General features: G+C 39.1%; 14 protein-coding genes and 2 tRNA genes. 6 read left to right on the top strand and 10 right to left on the bottom strand.

What is annotated here, in order from left to right; translation table 11 throughout:
* Window positions 1–126: 126 nt before the first annotated feature.
* The 3 genes from nadC to nadB are packed head-to-tail and all read right to left on the bottom strand — an operon-like array spanning window position 127 to window position 3667.
* A complete protein-coding gene (nadC, locus tag RDV52_RS07775; protein WP_004362728.1) occupies window positions 127–1002 on the bottom strand; it encodes a carboxylating nicotinate-nucleotide diphosphorylase in 876 nt (291 codons plus the stop codon).
* 42 nt (window positions 1003–1044) lie between these two features.
* Window positions 1045–2037, bottom strand: a complete 993-nt coding sequence (gene nadA / locus RDV52_RS07770; RefSeq protein ID WP_004366199.1) for a quinolinate synthase NadA — start codon at window positions 2035–2037, stop codon at window positions 1045–1047.
* A 31-nt stretch (window positions 2038–2068) separates the two neighbouring features.
* Entirely contained in the window at window positions 2069–3667 is a 1599-nt protein-coding gene (gene nadB / locus RDV52_RS07765) for an L-aspartate oxidase (protein ID WP_004366201.1), read from the bottom strand.
* 327 nt (window positions 3668–3994) lie between these two features.
* Between nadB and RDV52_RS07760 the strand changes: the two genes are divergently transcribed.
* Window positions 3995–5173 carry an IS4 family transposase gene (locus tag RDV52_RS07760; RefSeq protein WP_115098550.1) on the top strand — a complete coding sequence of 393 codons (1179 nt, stop codon included), beginning with the start codon at window positions 3995–3997 and terminating at the stop codon, window positions 5171–5173.
* 532 nt (window positions 5174–5705) lie between these two features.
* Here RDV52_RS07760 and RDV52_RS07755 read toward each other — a convergent pair.
* The 6 genes from RDV52_RS07755 to RDV52_RS07730 all read right to left on the bottom strand — a co-directional run bounded on the left by RDV52_RS07755 (window position 5706) and on the right by RDV52_RS07730 (window position 9254).
* Window positions 5706–5779: transfer RNA gene (locus RDV52_RS07755), tRNA-Asp, on the bottom strand.
* Window positions 5780–5805: 26 nt separating this feature from the next.
* Window positions 5806–5879, bottom strand: a tRNA-Asp gene (locus RDV52_RS07750).
* 84 nt (window positions 5880–5963) lie between these two features.
* Complete coding sequence (locus RDV52_RS07745) at window positions 5964–6473, bottom strand: GNAT family N-acetyltransferase (protein ID WP_004366203.1); 510 nt, start codon at window positions 6471–6473, stop codon at window positions 5964–5966.
* Window positions 6473–7669, bottom strand: a complete 1197-nt coding sequence (locus RDV52_RS07740) for a glycosyltransferase family 2 protein (RefSeq protein WP_004366205.1) — start codon at window positions 7667–7669, stop codon at window positions 6473–6475. The genes RDV52_RS07745 and RDV52_RS07740 overlap by 1 nt, the downstream gene beginning before the upstream one ends.
* 459 nt (window positions 7670–8128) lie before the next feature.
* Window positions 8129–8737 carry a recombination mediator RecR gene (gene recR / locus RDV52_RS07735; protein ID WP_004362723.1) on the bottom strand — a complete coding sequence of 203 codons (609 nt, stop codon included), beginning with the start codon at window positions 8735–8737 and terminating at the stop codon, window positions 8129–8131.
* Between the two features lie 22 nt (window positions 8738–8759).
* A complete protein-coding gene (locus RDV52_RS07730) occupies window positions 8760–9254 on the bottom strand; it encodes a hypothetical protein (RefSeq protein WP_004362722.1) in 495 nt (164 codons plus the stop codon).
* Between the two features lie 153 nt (window positions 9255–9407).
* Here RDV52_RS07730 and RDV52_RS07725 point away from each other — a divergent pair, with 153 nt between their 5' ends.
* A complete protein-coding gene (locus tag RDV52_RS07725; protein ID WP_004366210.1) occupies window positions 9408–11108 on the top strand; it encodes a glycoside hydrolase family 10 protein in 1701 nt (566 codons plus the stop codon).
* 107 nt (window positions 11109–11215) lie between these two features.
* Here RDV52_RS07725 and RDV52_RS07720 read toward each other — a convergent pair whose 3' ends face one another.
* Complete coding sequence (locus RDV52_RS07720; RefSeq protein WP_004366212.1) at window positions 11216–11698, bottom strand: Lrp/AsnC family transcriptional regulator; 483 nt, start codon at window positions 11696–11698, stop codon at window positions 11216–11218.
* A gap of 415 nt (window positions 11699–12113) precedes the next feature.
* Here RDV52_RS07720 and RDV52_RS07715 point away from each other — a divergent pair, with 415 nt between their 5' ends.
* The 4 genes from RDV52_RS07715 (at window position 12114) to serS (ending at window position 16203) form a co-directional block, all read left to right on the top strand.
* Entirely contained in the window at window positions 12114–13679 is a 1566-nt protein-coding gene (locus tag RDV52_RS07715) for an acyl-CoA carboxylase subunit beta (RefSeq protein WP_004366214.1), read from the top strand.
* A gap of 32 nt (window positions 13680–13711) precedes the next feature.
* On the top strand, window positions 13712–13861 hold the full coding sequence (locus RDV52_RS07710) for a hypothetical protein (protein WP_004362718.1): 150 nt from the start codon (window positions 13712–13714) through the stop codon (window positions 13859–13861).
* Between the two features lie 6 nt (window positions 13862–13867).
* Window positions 13868–14296, top strand: coding sequence for a biotin carboxyl carrier domain-containing protein (locus tag RDV52_RS07705; RefSeq protein WP_004366216.1), 429 nt, complete (start codon window positions 13868–13870; stop codon window positions 14294–14296).
* Between the two features lie 617 nt (window positions 14297–14913).
* Window positions 14914–16203 (top strand): serine--tRNA ligase, encoded by a 1290-nt coding sequence (serS, locus tag RDV52_RS07700; protein WP_004362716.1) that lies wholly within the window; start codon window positions 14914–14916, stop codon window positions 16201–16203.
* Window positions 16204–16389: the final 186 nt, after the last annotated feature.

Raw genomic sequence — 16389 nt, 5'->3', positions numbered from 1 at the left:
AAAACACCTAAACAAAGTTAGTAAAACGCAAAAAAGATGGTAGTGCAAAATGTTTCCGCATTCTACGCTACCATCTTCTATCATTAGAAATTGCCATTTGCACAATTTCCTAATACCTATTATATGTTATTTCACTACAAGCTTATCGCTTCCTGCAGCTTTAAAACTCATATCCAATCCCTTTACGCTATGTGTGAGTGCGCCAAAAGATATGAAATCGACACCTGCTTTTGCGTATGGTATCATGGTTTCGTAGGTTATTCCGCCACTCGATTCCGTTTCGCAGCGTCCTGCAACGATGTCTACTGCCTTTCGAGTGTCTTCGGGTGTGAAGTTATCGAACATGATTCGGTCGCAGCCTTCTGCCAATGCCTCGTCGAGTTCTTTGAAGTTGCGCACCTCGCACTCTATTTTCAAGTCCTTGCCTTTCTCCTTGCAATAGGCTTTTGCACGCGAAATAGCATTGTGAACCCCACCGCAGAAGTCTATATGGTTGTCTTTTAGGAGTATCATATCGAAAAGACCGATGCGATGGTTTGTGCCTCCGCCGATATAAACTGCTTCTTTCTCAAGCATACGCATACCCGGAGTGGTCTTGCGGGTGTCTAATACACGTGTCTTTGTGCCTGCATCAATCAGGGCTTGCTGGTATTTGTGAGTCATTGTGGCTATGCCGCTCATACGCTGGAGTATGTTGAGCATCAAGCGTTCTGTCTGCAAAAGACTTTGTTCGCGCCCCTTTACGCTCATAACAATATCGCCGGGCTTTACGTGTGCGCCGTCTTCGATATACACTTCCACCACGAGTTCGGGGTCGAAGCGATGGAAAACACGCTTTGCAATGTCTACTCCGGCAAATATTCCCTCTTCTTTTATCAGCAATTTGCTTTCGCCCATAGCGTCGGCAGGTATGCAACAAAGGGTTGTATGGTCGCCATCGCCAATATCTTCGCTAAAGGCAAGGTCGATTAATCTATCGTTTAATTCTTCTACTTGTAACATATCGTTATTATATAAATAAGGTGGAAAACGGATTGCAGCGTACTACAAACCAAGTTTCCTTGATATTTCCAACATCTTATTGATAGGGCGCACAGCCTTCTCCGCAATTTTAGGGTCTACCTCTATCGTAGGCCATTCGTGCTTAATGCAGTTGTACAGTTTCCTCATTGTAATGAGTTTCATGTAGTTGCATTCGTTGCAGGCACGCGGTTCTTCGTTCGATGGCGCAGGAATGAAGGTCTTTTGTGGTGCAGACTTCTGCATTTCGTGAAGTATGCCCACTTCTGTAACGACAATGAACTTTTGTGCATCGTCGTTGATGCTGAACTTCAGCAAAGCAGCCGTGCTGCCCACCTTGTCGGCAAGTGCAGCTACTTCGCCCGTACATTCGGGGTGTGCCAATACCTTTGCATCGGGGTGTTGTTGCTTCAGCTGCTTAATGCCTTCCACAGAAAAGCGTTCGTGCACATGGCAACCACCGTCCCAAAGCAGCATATTGCGACCTGTGATACTATTGATGTAGCCTCCGAGGTTCTTGTCGGGACCGAAAATAATCTTTGTATCTTTAGGAAACGACTCCACAACTTGGCACGCATTGCTACTGGTAACGACAACATCGGTGAGCGATTTTGTTGCTGCCGTAGTGTTTACATAGCTTATCACGGTGTGGTCGGGGTGAGCTTTCACAAACTTCTCGAATGTATCGGTTGGGCAACTCTCTGCCAACGAACAAGAAGCGTTAAGGTCTGGCACCAGAATAGTTTTATCGGGACAAAGTATCTTGTTGGTTTCGCCCATGAAATGCACGCCACACATTACGATAATATCGGCATCGGTAGTGGCTGCTTTCTGCGCAAGGGCAAGGCTGTCGCCTACGAAATCAGCCAAGTCCTGCACTTCTGCGTCTGTGTAATAATGTGCCATTATCACGGCATTCTTCTCTTTACACATACGTTTTATTTCGGTCTTTACATCTATATTGGCAGGTATCGGTTCGTCAATAAAGCCCTGTTCGCTCCATTTCTTATCAATCATGTCTTATAATATTTATTGTATTTCCTAACAGTTAATCTTTCTTTTGCGGGTCGTTGGCGTGTTTCGGATAGTCTATTGTATAATGTAAGCCACGGCTTTCCTTGCGTGCTATAGCCTGACGGGTTATCAGATAACCTACGTTTATCATATTTCGCAGTTCGCAAATATCCTTTGTGGCCTTTACTTGCTTGAAGAGTTGCTCGGTTTCTTCGTAAAGCAGGTCGAGTCTGCTCCAAGCTCTTTTCAAGCGTAAGTTGCTGCGCACAATGCCAACATAGTTGCTCATGACCTCGCCCACTTCCTTTACGCTCTGCGTTATCAGCACTCGTTCTTCGTTAGAGAGTGTGCCAGCATCGTCCCATTCGGGTATATCGGTGTTGAATTGATAGTCGTCGATAACGTCAAGCGTGTGTTCTGCGGCTGATTTAGCATAGACAGCAGCCTCTACAAGCGAATTGCTTGCCAGACGATTGCCCCCATGCAAGCCCGTGCAGGCACATTCGCCAACCGCATAAAGTCGCTTTATGGTGCTTTCGCCATTCAGGTCTACCTTTATGCCACCGCACATATAGTGGGCACTTGGACACACTGGAATATACTCCTTGGTTATGTCTATACCCAAGCTAAGGCACTTTGCATAGATGTGCGGAAAGTGCTTTCGGGTTTCGTCGGCATCTTTGTGCGTTACATCGAGGCAGACGTAGGCAAGTCCGTGTATCTTCATTTCGTGGTCGATAGCCCTTGCCACTACATCGCGGGGAGCGAGCGAAAGTCGCTCATCGTATTTCTGCATAAACTCGTCGCCATTGGGCAGACGAAGAATACCGCCATAACCACGCATCGCTTCGGTTATCAGGAAAGCAGGACGGGTTTCTTTCGGATTGTAAAGCACCGTAGGGTGGAACTGCACGAACTCCATATCGGCAACGGTTCCTTTCGCTCTATACACCATTGCCACACCGTCGCCAGTGGCTATGCTCGGGTTCGACGTTGTGCCATAGACAGCTCCGCAACCGCCAGTTGCCATAAGCGTAACCTTGCTTAAATAGGTGTCTATCTTCTGCGTGGCAGGGTTCAAGATGTACGCACCGTAACATTCTATATTCGGTGTACGGCGTGTTACTTCAATTCCGAGATGATGTTGCGTAATGATTTCTACGGCATAATGGTTTTCGAGCACCGTAATATTCTCGTTGCTGCGCACTGCCGCCATAAGTCCGCGTTGTATTTCGGCTCCCGTATCGTCAGCATGGTGAAGTATGCGAAACTCGCTGTGTCCGCCTTCACGGTGTAAATCGTATGCGCCTTCGTTGTTCTTATCGAAGTTTACGCCCCAGCCGACAAGGTCGCTGATAGCTTGAGGGGCATTGCGAACAACGTGTTCCACCGCCTGCGGGTCGGAAATAAAGTCGCCAGCCACCATCGTATCGGTTATATGTTTCTCGAAATTGTCTATCGATAAGTTGGTAACAGAGGCTATACCGCCCTGCGCTTTCGTTGTATTTGCTTCGTCGAGCGTGGTTTTACACACCAATACAACCTTGCCCTTACCGCTATTTGCAACGCGAAGGGCGTAGCTCATTCCGGCTATGCCCCCGCCTATGACAAGAATATCTGACTTATGTATCATGCTAATATTGCAGTTTTTCAGAACAGATGCAAAAGTAATAATATTTTCTTAATATGCCAACACAAAGCCTTTTTACTTACAATTAAATTGCCGAGAAATGCGTGAGTATTTTATACTTGCTGCGTATTCTCTCAAAATTGTCTTATAAGACTATTTTCCTATAAGACAATTTTACCTGGACTGACGCATTGTTTATTTAACAATACTGGTGGTGCAATAAAATTGAAGCCACTTCTATATTGATTTGATATTTAATCAGTTATAACGTTCTTAGTTTTTTTGATTTGAAATGGTAAGAGTAATTTTGCAGCCTAAATCTGCAAGATTATGAATATTGGAAAGTACATATTCTCTCAAGTCATAGACTTTGTTCCTCGTTACCAGTTTGATAAACTTGTCACGAAATATAAAGGTGATAGACATTCAAGAGAATTAAACAGCTATAATCATCTGTTACATTTATTGTTCGGTCAGATTACTGGCTGTGATTCCTTAAGAGACATATGTATGTGCCTGACAGCACATCATAATATATTGTATCATTTAGGAATTCGCAAAACAGTCACTCATTCTTCGTTATCTCGAGCCAATGAGAACCGCAACTATCACATATACGAGGAACTGGGCAAATATCTCATTGAACAAGTACGTCCATTGTATTCAGAGACAAAATTGTCAGAGGTATCTGTTGACAATGTACTTTATGCTTTAGACTCCACAACAATATCAACAAGCATAGTGCTTGCAACCTGGGCTTTGGGTAAATACAGTAAGGGAGCAGTTAAAATGCACACATTACTTGATTTACATGGAAGCATTCCTGCCAGCATTCATATTACAGACGGCAAATGGCATGACAGTAACGAACTGGATAGGATTGAGCCAGAGCCACTTGCATTTTATATGATGGATAAGGCATATGTGGACTTTGATGCATTATACAGATTTCATAAGGCTGGTGCATTTTGGATTTGCCGTCCAAAAGACAACATGCGATATGAGATTGTAGACCACAAAGAAGACTTTGATGTAAGCACTGGAGTAAGAGGCGATTTTACAATACGCCTAACTACATGCAAATCCAGAAAGCTATATCCTGAACATATCCGAAAAGTGTGTTACTATGATGCAGTCAACGGTAAAGAAGTCGAATTCATAACCAATAACTTTGAGATTGAAGCATTAGAAATTGCAAATCTCTATAGACACAGATGGGATATTGAGGTCTTCTTCAAATGGATCAAACAAAATATTGTTGTCAAGACTTTATGGGGATTTTCAAAGAATGCGGTAAGCACCCATCTGTGGGTTGCAATTATCACATATCTTCTAATTGCCAAGATGAAGCATGAGTACAAAAGCCCATATTCAATAACAGAGGTGGCTACTTTAATAAGAATTTCAGTACTTGAAAAAGTAAACTTGAAAGAGCTTATAACGGAGCAAGACCCTCTTCCATCTCATAATCAATATGTCAAAGAACGATCTCTTTTTGATGATATTTAATTACCGTGCAATTTTATTGCACCAGTACTAATTTAACAACTTAACTACCCCTCACTTTTACTATAAACGTAACTATTCAGCGATAAGGTGTATAAACTATTATTAATTATCAGCAAGTTATATAAATAGATACAGACAAATTCTAATAAAGAATGTCATTTCGAACCTTTTTGCCAGAATGTTAAGTTTATAAGTTTTTGATATTCAATGTTTATTATCGCTGAATAGTTACCTATAAACCACTATAAATTAAAAATTTATAAACTTGAATGTACCATATATTTTGACAAGAAACTTAAGGCTGTACAAGATGAAGGCTTGTGAGAAAACTTTTTAAGGCTAACCTAAGAGAAAATATGGACAAGAGTTTCTTTCATTTTAGACTTATGAAGTTGTATGTTTACCTCACTAAAAATCTACTGGTCTCTGAGAATATGAAGTGATATAAAACAAAAATATCATAACTCCTTGAAGTTATGATATTTACAATTTTCCTTAGAAATCCCTGACGCTATTTTCAGAGCACTTAAAGCGGTGCGTACGAGACTCGAACTCGTGACCTCCTGCGTGACAGGCAGGCATTCTAACCATCTGAACTAACGCACCAATGCGTACTAAACCAAAAATAGTTGCGGTGCGTACGAGACTCGAACTCGTGACCTCCTGCGTGACAGGCAGGCATTCTAACCATCTGAACTAACGCACCTAATTACGTGCACAAACTACATTTCTGTTTAGCGAGTGCAAAGATAGTAATTTTATTTATTATAACCAAACGTATGGTTGTTTTTTATAAAAAAAATTGCATTACATAAGCATCATGATATTCTGTTTCTTTGAAAAGCCAATCTTTTAGACAAGCCTCTTCTTGAAACCCTACGGATCTAAGACATTTAATAGAATCTGCATTATTGACATCGACGAACGCATAAATCTGGTGAAGGTGAAAATATTCCCGTGCATGTTCAATTGTCTTTTGAATAGCTGCATAAGCATATCCTTTACCACGAAATTCTTCTAAGATAACAATCCCTAATTCTGCACGCTGGTGTCGGGAGTCGTAGTTAACCAAATCTAATATTCCTATATTCCGTTTTGCACTATCTTCAATTATTAGTCTAACTTGATTATCTGCAAAGAAGTCATTCTTGGCATTAGCTATATAGTTTCGAAGTACATAACGACTATATGGAACATTCGTTGTGCTGATGTTCCATATTCTTTCATCATTCTCTATTTCATAAAGAAACTCTAAATCTTCTGGCTCCATTGCCCGAAGATTTATCTTTTTTATTTCCATTATTTCAGAATTTCATTTTCCGTTATGACGCAATCGGTGTGTCGATTATAAGTTCCAATGTGGACATTATTCTGCGGTTGGACAGCAAAAATAGAGAGAACATCTTCATATGAATAGGCGTCCATATCATAAACTATATAATTCAAGATTTTGGGTTCTATCAGTTCTTGCTTATCAAGATGTCCATTGGGGAGATTATGCTTATTGCCTATAACATATTTCCCCGTAACCCCTCTATTCTTAACGATTTCCCTGCAACGATCAATATTATTTTTATTTCCTATAAAAATATAATTCGGCCCTATTATATGTGGATGCGGAATAAAACCTAAGAGTTTGCGAGATTTATTACAAAGCATTTGAAACAAAGAACTTGTTGCCTTCAAATAAATTGCTATCTTAATGGGAATGCTTAACAAGAAACTCATACTACTATAATGCTTGCGAAAAAAGATTAACATCGCTGCATAAAAGACATGAACGTATCGAAAACTTGAACGTTGTGTACTTTCTCCTTTATAATGTAATATCTTAGTAGGGAAGAACCAATTCTCAAACCCTCCTTTTAAAAGTCTATAGCTTAAGTCAATATCTTCACCATACATGAAGAAATCTTCATCGAGCAAACCTACTTTGTCTAATGCAGCATGTCGAATTAAAAAGAAAGCACCACTAATTACTTCTATTTTCCCAGGTTTATCCCAAGACATATTACTCATATAATAATGCCCGAATTTGGGGTGATTGGGAAAACGGTCACATAATCCCATCATTTTATAAAATGAGACCAAAGGGGAGGGAAAGCCTCTACGACTTTCTTTTGCACGTTGCCCAATGGTTGTAAGCATCGTAACCCCTAAACCTCCTATGCTTTTATGGTTATCCATAAAGCCTAAAGTATCGTTTATTGTATTTTCTCCAATGAAAGTATCTGGGTTTAACAACAGGACATAGTCACTATTCGTTTGTTGCATGGCAAGATTATTAGCTCGCGCAAATCCTAAATTATGTAACGAGGAAATACAAGTTACCCATGGGAATATTTTCTTAATATATTCTACAGAGCCATCTTTAGAATGGTTATCAACGACTATAACTTCGGCATCAATACCTTCAATGGCACGTTTGACACTCAAAAGACATTGTCCAAGATAATATTTTACATTATAACTTACAATTACGATACTTAATTTCATGGTTTATCCTATTACATATTCATTTTATCTTTCTTGGATATCCTTTCTTCTTTACATCTATGATTTGTCGGGAATATAAAGAAGATGCTAATTGTCAGGATTAATGCGAGATAAAAGAATCCTATTTCTTCTCCATACAAATAATAGAAAAGAATATTGAATATAGCCGGGATACAAAGGAGACAGAGCCGAACGGAACTCCACCTTAAGAATCCTTTCCACGAATTTGGACTGGTTATATTTTTATTAATATATGGAATCCTAAACAAATAAAGTGCAGTTGGTATTAGAGCCAATGTTGAAAGTTGCATAATCATTTGTACATAAACAATACTTTTATCTCCAGAAAGTTTTCCTGGTAAAAGAATTGCTGATTCATATAGGCTAATGATCCCAATTAATAGAAACAAGAAAAATATTAATAATGTTAGAAGTGTCTTTCGTGTCTGTCTCATAGTTTTAAGTATTCATTATAGTCCTATTTAAAATACTTCTTCCGAGCGTAATTTCATCAGTATATTCTAATTCGTCCCCAACAGATATACCACGGGCTATTACTGTTAGCTTTACATCTAAATCTTTCAGTTTGCGTGATATGTAAAAGTTTGTTGTATCCCCTTCCATTGTACTTGCTAAGGCTAGGATAACTTCATTAATTCCACCTGCTTTCACTCTTTCTACAAGTGAATCTATCTCCAAGTCGCTTGGACCAATACCTTCTATCGGAGAAATTATTCCACCCAATACGTGATATAATCCATTGTATTGTTGTGTGTTTTCTATAGCAAGTACATCTTGTACATTCTCTACAACACATACTGTTGAAGTGTCTCTATGTGGATTTGTACAGATAGAACATGTATCGGTATCAGAGATATTGTGGCAAATATGGCAGTACTTTATTTTATGCCGCATTGTAGAAATAGATTCTGTGAAATCATCTACATCTTCTTTTGTTTTACGCAATAAGTGCAAAGTAAATCGAAGGGCAGTCTTTCTGCCTACCCCTGGTAAGTTGGAAAATTCTTCAACAGCTTTTTCAAGTAGTTGAGAAGGGAATTGCTGCATATTAACTCTTCGTTATACAAACTTAGTCGTCGAAAAGATAGATACCAAGACCAAGTTTCAGTCCTACTGTTGAATAATTTGAATCCTTAAAGGAATGGTCATAGTACAAAGCTGGTTCAATTGTTACAGAACGATTTATAAAAAACGCATAGCCTACTTCAGCTCCTATCATCATATCGTTATAACTATGGTTAGCATGCAAAAACTTACACCCTGCACCTAAATATAAACCATTTTGAGTAATATAATAACGACCTCCTGCACCGACAGAAATATGGTCTGCGACTGCTTCCGAGCCATTATGTTCAGCACTTACATTGGCCAACAACATAATATTATCCCATGCCAAATAGCCTATCTTGGCTTCAAGACCAACATTAAGCTTATCGTGTCCATTATAATGTAAGTTTAACCCCGTCAATGAGGCTCCTATATAGCCCTTACCTTCCTGGAATTGTGCGTGAATACACAATGAGAATGTTAAGCTTAATAAAAGGAATGATAGCTTCTTCATCATATAAATCTGATTGTTAAAAATATAAAGTTTGTTTATTATTGAATTTCACTGACAAAGGTAACAGATTTATTTGAATTACAAAAATTATTATATATCTTTGTAGTGCATTTACAATTGGATATGGTTTTTGCTATAATCAAAGTTTAAGAAGACATGAATAAAAATAGATTTATATTATTCTTATTATTAATTTGGTTTACAATAATTTGTTTTGCACAAAAAAATGATATATATCCGAATTGGGACACAAATTTTATAAGGAAACGTGAGACTCGCGCAGTTTGGTTAACTACTTTAAGTAATCTTGATTGGCCTAAAACTTTAGCAAACTCTGAAGAAGGTATACGAAAACAGAAAGAAGAGCTTACTGAACTTTTAGATAAATATGTTACAGCCAACATTAATACAGTCTTGTTGCAAACTCGCGTGCGTGCAGCTACAATATATCCTTCTAACATTGAACCTTGGGACAAATGTTTAACTGGTACAGAGAACGGACTTCCCAACTACGACCCATTAGCATTTGCTGTTGAAGAATGTCATAAGCGCGGATTAGAAATACATGCATGGATTGCTGCAATGCCAGTTGGTGCTTCTAATTCTTTAGGTTGTAAAGAGATGAAAAAGAAAGGATTTGGCATAAAAAACTTCTCAACGGGAGCTTATGTAAATCCTGGTGATCCTAAGTTCGCGAGATATTTAGGTGAGATTTGTGCAGAAATAACTCAAAATTATGATATTGATGGTATTAATTTGGATTATATAAGGTATCCCGATGGTTGGCCGTATCCAACATATAAAAATGGAGATACTCCCGAAGCACGTAGAGAAAATGTTACGAACATTGTTAAAGAGGTTTATAGAAGAGTGAAAGCACTTAAACCGTGGGTCAAGATTTCTTGTTCGCCTATTGGCAAATATGATGATTTGAGCAGATATTCTTCAAAAAATTACAATGCCAAGCACCGTGTTTCGCAAGATGCCCAACTGTGGGTTAAAACAAGAATAATGGATCAGTTATACCCGATGCAATATTGGCGTGATGATAATTATTATCCATTTTGTGCCGACTGGGTGGAAAACTCTAATGGGCACGATATCGTTTCAGGACTTGGAACTTATTTTCTTGATCCCAAAGAAGGCAATTTGAGTTTTACTGAACTAAGTAGAGAAATGTATGTGAGTAGATGGTTGGGAATGGGGCATGCACATTTCAGATCCAAATTCTTGTTAGAAAACTTACAAGGAATCTATAACTTTGAAAAACGATTTAATGCTACCCCCTCACTTACCCCCGCATTAACTTGGATAAGAAAAAATAAACCTGAAACTCCGAACTTTAGTCGAGGCTATTCGTTGGTAGTATCAATTGGTACACAAGGAACAAAAACAATAGAATGGAGGGGAAATTCACCTTATTATAATATTTATATGAGCAACAACTATCCTGTAGACATAAAAAATCCACATAATCTTATTGTTTCAAGGTTTCAAGGAACTTCTTTCATTCATAAAGGAGCAAAACAACAATTTTATGCCATTACTGCGATGGACAGGTATGGAAACGAGAGCAACGCATTGCAAAGTAAACTCGTCTCTAAAGATATTGAAAGCAAATTACTCGCAAACGATGGCAAAAATCTAACTTTATTGAAAAATACAAACGAGATGGATATAAGCTATTTTAGCATAGAATCACTTGTAGGTACTACTATTGCAAAAATATATTCTATTCCTTCGAACGCTGAGGTAATAAATATAACAAAATTAAAGTGTGGAACTTATAGACTTTATGCACATTCCGCAAAAAGAAAGGTGAAGCATAAAGTTGGATATTTCTTCATAAAACGATAAATTATAAAGAAATATTTCAAGCACTCCTTATCAATAATATAAAAGCTTATTCAAACTATTTTTATGATAAAAAGTACCTGATATATTATGTATTAATCTCTGAAAAATCAGATTGCACCCCCTACCGCAAGACTGTTGATTGGAAGAGGACGATCTATCACAGCATTATATGAAATTAAACTAACGCTCCGAGACAGACCCAAAGCTTGAAGTTTGCTATGAATAATGTTTAAAAGATGATGGTTGTTTCGAGCATAGAGTTTAATAAACAAATCGTATTCGCCAGTTGTAAAATGACATTCTACAACTTCTGGGATTTTCTTTAAAGCTTCTACTGCATCATCAAATTTTTCTGGATTTTTCAAATTCAGCCCCAAATATGCACAAGTCTCATAACCTATTTTCTCTGGATCGATTATAAATTGAGAACCTTTAAGTATACCCAAGTTTGTTAATTTCTGAATCCGTTGGTGTATTGCTGCACCACTAACCTTACATTCGCGCGCTACTTCCAAGAAAGGTATACGTGCATCTTCTGCTATAAGGCGTAAAATCTTTCTGTCTAATTGATCTAAACTTCTATGTGCCATTTATGTTAAACAATTTTGAGACAAAGTTACAATAATCTTCTTAAATCGCCAATTACTTTTTCCATAACAAGCTATAATTTGTAGTTTTTTCTACAACCTTAACTCTGTAATACCTTGATTTAGCTTTTTTATAGATTATGAATAGTTAAACTTTGCAGTTTGTATCAAAATGAAAATAACGGATTTTTGCTTCAACGTATTACCATCAAACTATTTTCGTGGATAAACCTGTCTCATCATAATAAATATACAAAAACATAATTAGAAGATGTTTGTCAATTCTATACGACACCTTAACAAACTTTAAAGAGCCTTATTTATTGTAAGTGGGCTTTTTTTCGTATTTTTGCATCGATTTAGCGGATAACTAATCCACCATAATATTGTTCAGATTATTAAGAGAAATAAATACATTATGAGTAAACAAACAGAAAAAATAAAGGAACTCGTAGCCAAAAGAGAGCAAGCCCGCCTGGGCGGTGGCGAAAAAGCTATCGAAAAACAACACGCTCGTGGTAAATATACTGCACGCGAGCGCATTGAAATGTTGGTAGACAAAGGTAGCTTTGAAGAGTATGACATGTTCAAACTCCATCGTTGTCATAACTTCGGTATGGAGAAGAAACAATATTTTGGTGACGGCGTAGTAGCTGGTTCGGCTACTATTGATGGACGTCTCGTATATGTCTACGCACAAGATTTTACAGTAAATGGCGGCTCTTTGTCAGAAACGATGGCACAGAAGATTTGCAAGATTATGGATATGGCCATGACAAATGGTGCTCCTGTAATCTGTATGAACGACTCCGGTGGTGCACGTATTCAGGAAGGTATTTCTTCTCTGGCAGGTTACGGAGAAATATTCGAGCGTAACATTCTTGCTTCGGGTGTCATTCCTCAAATATCAAGCATTCTTGGTCCTTGTGCAGGTGGAGCCGTCTATTCTCCAGCGCTCACCGACTTCATCTTGATGAAAGAAGATACAAGTTACATGTTCCTTACCGGACCGAAAGTCGTAAAAACAGTAACGGGAGAAGATATCGATGCAGAACATCTTGGCGGTGCAAGTGTCCATGCTACAAAAAGCGGAGTAACAAGTTTTACTGCCAAGACCGAGGAAGAAGCAATGGACATCATCAAGACCCTGCTTTCTTACATTCCTTCCAACAACCGTGAGGAAGCTCCATGCGTAGAATGCACCGACCCTATCGACCGCAAGGAAGATCTGTTGAACGAAATTATACCTGACGACCCTAATCAGGCATACGATATGTATAAGGTGATTAAGGCTATAACCGACAATGGAGAATTCTTCGAGGTACAACCTAAATTCGCGAAAAACATTATTACTGGTTTTGCACGCTTCAACGGTCAGAGCGTAGGTATCGTAGCTAACCAGCCATCTGCTTACGCAGGTGTTCTCGATGCCAATGCAAGCCGTAAGGGTGCACGTTTCGTACGTTTTTGTGATGCCTTTAATATTCCTATCGTTTCATTAGTAGATGTTCCAGGTTTCCTTCCTGGTACCGGCCAGGAATACAATGCAGTTATCTTACACGGTGCACAGTTGCTTTACGCTTATGGCGAAGCAACCGTACCAAAGATAACCATCACCCTTCGCAAGAGCTATGGTGGCTCTCACATCGTTATGGGTTGCAAGCAATTGCGCTCCGACCTTAATTTTGCTTGGCCAAGTTCCGAGATTGCAGTTATGGGAGCATCGGGCGCAGTTGCAGTTCTCTACGGAAAAGAAGTAAAACAGGTAAAGGAGAGTGGAGGCGATGTTAAACAATTCATTGCTGAAAAAGAAGAAGAATACACCGAAAAGTTTGCAAATCCATATCAGGCAGCTCAATATGGCTACATCGACGATGTTATCGAACCACGTAACACACGTTTCCGTATTTGCCGCGGTCTTGCACAATTAGCAAACAAGAAGCAAGAGTTGCCAGCCAAGAAGCATGGTTGTATGCCAATGTAATTGTAAGTTCCCTTTATAAAAAACATCTATAAATGAACAATAATATATACGCTGCAATTGCCATGGCGCTCTATGAGTATGCAGGCAATAACGTTCACGATGTAGAACCAGGCATTATCACAATAAAGCCAAAGCAGACAATGTGGAATGCCAAGTTCGAGATTATGACAAAGAAACCATAAGACAAAATGAAAGAATTTAAATATACGATTGACGGCAAAGAATATAATGTCGTTATAAACAGCGTTGGCGACGACAATGTTGCTGACATCACGGTAAATGGTGAGGAATATAAGGTTCAGATGGAAGCACCTGCTGAACCTGAAAAGAAAAAGGTAGAATTAGGTAAACCCACTACTGAAAACGAGGCTGAAGGTGCAGCAACACCAGCAAACTTCAATGCTTCAAATGCCATAAAGGCTCCGCTCCCCGGCACTATTACTTCAATAGAAGTTACCGTAGGTCAGGAAGTTAAAGCAGGCGACACTGTTCTTGTGCTCGAAGCTATGAAGATGCAAAACAGCATTGAAGCTGAAAAGGACGGCAAGGTTACAGCCATCGTTGTTAAAGTTGGTCAAGCTGTACTCGAAGACGAACCATTGGTAGTAATAGAGTAAGCCAATAAGAACATACACGCTTTCTGTCTGACAGGTAGCGCATACAATAGAGAAATCCATTCATAACACTTTTGAGGTGTTGTGAATGGATTTCTGTTTATAACAATAGCAGCTGAGGTTAGCACAGACACATTCTACCTTCTGAATAGAAACTACTTTTCACTTCCCTACTCCATTGCTATCCACATACCTTTAGTTAGATAAAACAGCAGTCAAAAATTGTAAATCTTTTCCACAAATCTATCTGTTGCGTATTAATCTCTTTATCAACGTATTACAAGACATATTGTTTTGCATTCCAAAAGTGGCTGTTTTATACGGTAAAAGCATAGGTTTTGCATCGCAAAAGGGCAGCTTTCGCAACACCAAAGCGTAATTATTTGTCTTTAAGAAATTATCTTTACAAAACTACGGATTTTCTCATCAGCCGGCACAAACAACAAAAGAGAAAACCATTTATCAAATAAGACAGCATTGTCTCCATATTTTTACACAAGTCTTGCTGGCTTTCCAGTATTATTATGAACACTTTAGGAAACTTTGAATAAAATCCTTGTCGATAAGATATTTTTTTGTAACTTTGTTGTCAAAATAGAATATAAAATATACAAAGACGTATGCTTACATTAAAGCTCATCAGTGAGGAAACTGAACGTGTAATAAAAGGTCTTGAAAAGAAGCACTTCGATAATGCCAAAGAGACCATCGGGAAGGTATTGGAATACGATAGAATGCGTCGTGAATACCAACAAAAGCTCGATAACAATAAGCAACAACAAAATCTTCTTTCAAAACAAATTGGTGGATTAATGAAAGAAGGCAAGAAAGACGAGGCGAACGAAATAAAGAATAAGGTAGCTGAACTAAAGGCTGCCGATAAGGACTTGCAAACCAACATGGAGAAAGCACAAGCCGATATGACCGACTTGCTGCTCACTATCCCCAATATAGCCAATGCAGATGTGCCCGAAGGTAAAGATGCTAACGACAATGTTGTAGTAAAAGAAGGTGGCGAAAAGCCAACTTTCGAGGGTAAAGCACTTTGCCACTGGGATTTATGCGAGAAGTATAACCTCGTTGATTTCGAGCTTGGTGTTAAAATCACAGGGGCAGGTTTTCCTATTTACATAGGGAAGATGGCGCGTTTCCAACGTGCCTTGGAAGCATTCTTCCTTGACGAGGCTCGCAAAAGTGGATATTTAGAAGTACAACCTCCATTGGTTGTCAACCAGGCTTCAGGATTAGGAACAGGGCAGTTGCCCGATAAGGAAGGACAAATGTACCATGCAGAAGTGGACGATCTCTACCTAATTCCAACGGCAGAAGTACCCGTTACGAATATTTTCCGCGATGAGATACTCGACGAGAAAGATCTCCCTATCAAACGTTGCGCCTACTCTTCATGCTTCCGTCGCGAGGCTGGGAGCTACGGAAAAGACGTACGTGGACTCAATCGACTACACCAATTCGACAAGGTAGAGATTGTGCGCATAGACACTCCGCAACACTCTTACCAATCATTGAACGAAATGTTGGAACATGTTGAGCATCTGTTGATGAAGCTGGAACTCCCCTACCACATTCTCCGACTGTGCGGTGGCGATATGAGCTTTACCTCTGCTATTTGTTACGACTTCGAAGTATGGAGTGCTGCACAGGAGCGTTGGCTGGAGGTTAGCTCTGTTTCTAACTTTGAAAGTTATCAGGCAAACCGTCTGCATTGTCGCTATCGCCGTGCTGAAGATAAGAAAATAGAGCTGTGTCATACACTGAATGGTTCGGCATTGGCTTTGCCTCGCATTGTTGCAGCCATAATGGAAAACAATCAGACCTCTGTAGGAATAAGAGTACCAAAGGTACTTGTACCTTATTGCGGATTTGAAATGCTCGACGACAAAAACTTCTAATCATTGTGCTTAGATCGTAAAGAATATTCTTTGTCGGAAGTTGAGATGGCACTGTCTTTCACTCGGCAATACTATTAATGTCAGAGACAACTCCTACTCGACTTCAGACAAGAACAAATCGAAAGTGTAAGTTAGGGTTGCTTCAGGCAACAACAGAGACATAAACACAATAGAGAGTTATAATAA

Source organism: Prevotella nigrescens (genome assembly GCF_031191185.1).
Lineage (GTDB): Bacteria > Bacteroidota > Bacteroidia > Bacteroidales > Bacteroidaceae > Prevotella > Prevotella nigrescens.
The sequence above is the reverse complement of the archived record's forward strand: the minus strand, read 5'-3'. Positions and strand labels throughout refer to the sequence as shown.

Coding starts and splice junctions, on each gene's coding strand:
- nadC (WP_004362728.1), bottom strand. CDS start 1,002: ATGTTACAAGTAGAAGAATTAAACGATAGATTAATCGACCTTGCCTTT.
- nadA (WP_004366199.1), bottom strand. CDS start 2,037: ATGATTGATAAGAAATGGAGCGAACAGGGCTTTATTGACGAACCGATA.
- nadB (WP_004366201.1), bottom strand. CDS start 3,667: ATGATACATAAGTCAGATATTCTTGTCATAGGCGGGGGCATAGCCGGA.
- RDV52_RS07760 (WP_115098550.1), top strand. CDS start 3,995: ATGAATATTGGAAAGTACATATTCTCTCAAGTCATAGACTTTGTTCCT.
- RDV52_RS07745 (WP_004366203.1), bottom strand. CDS start 6,473: ATGGAAATAAAAAAGATAAATCTTCGGGCAATGGAGCCAGAAGATTTA.
- RDV52_RS07740 (WP_004366205.1), bottom strand. CDS start 7,669: ATGAAATTAAGTATCGTAATTGTAAGTTATAATGTAAAATATTATCTT.
- recR (WP_004362723.1), bottom strand. CDS start 8,737: ATGCAGCAATTCCCTTCTCAACTACTTGAAAAAGCTGTTGAAGAATTT.
- RDV52_RS07730 (WP_004362722.1), bottom strand. CDS start 9,254: ATGATGAAGAAGCTATCATTCCTTTTATTAAGCTTAACATTCTCATTG.
- RDV52_RS07725 (WP_004366210.1), top strand. CDS start 9,408: ATGAATAAAAATAGATTTATATTATTCTTATTATTAATTTGGTTTACA.
- RDV52_RS07720 (WP_004366212.1), bottom strand. CDS start 11,698: ATGGCACATAGAAGTTTAGATCAATTAGACAGAAAGATTTTACGCCTT.
- RDV52_RS07715 (WP_004366214.1), top strand. CDS start 12,114: ATGAGTAAACAAACAGAAAAAATAAAGGAACTCGTAGCCAAAAGAGAG.
- RDV52_RS07710 (WP_004362718.1), top strand. CDS start 13,712: ATGAACAATAATATATACGCTGCAATTGCCATGGCGCTCTATGAGTAT.
- RDV52_RS07705 (WP_004366216.1), top strand. CDS start 13,868: ATGAAAGAATTTAAATATACGATTGACGGCAAAGAATATAATGTCGTT.
- serS (WP_004362716.1), top strand. CDS start 14,914: ATGCTTACATTAAAGCTCATCAGTGAGGAAACTGAACGTGTAATAAAA.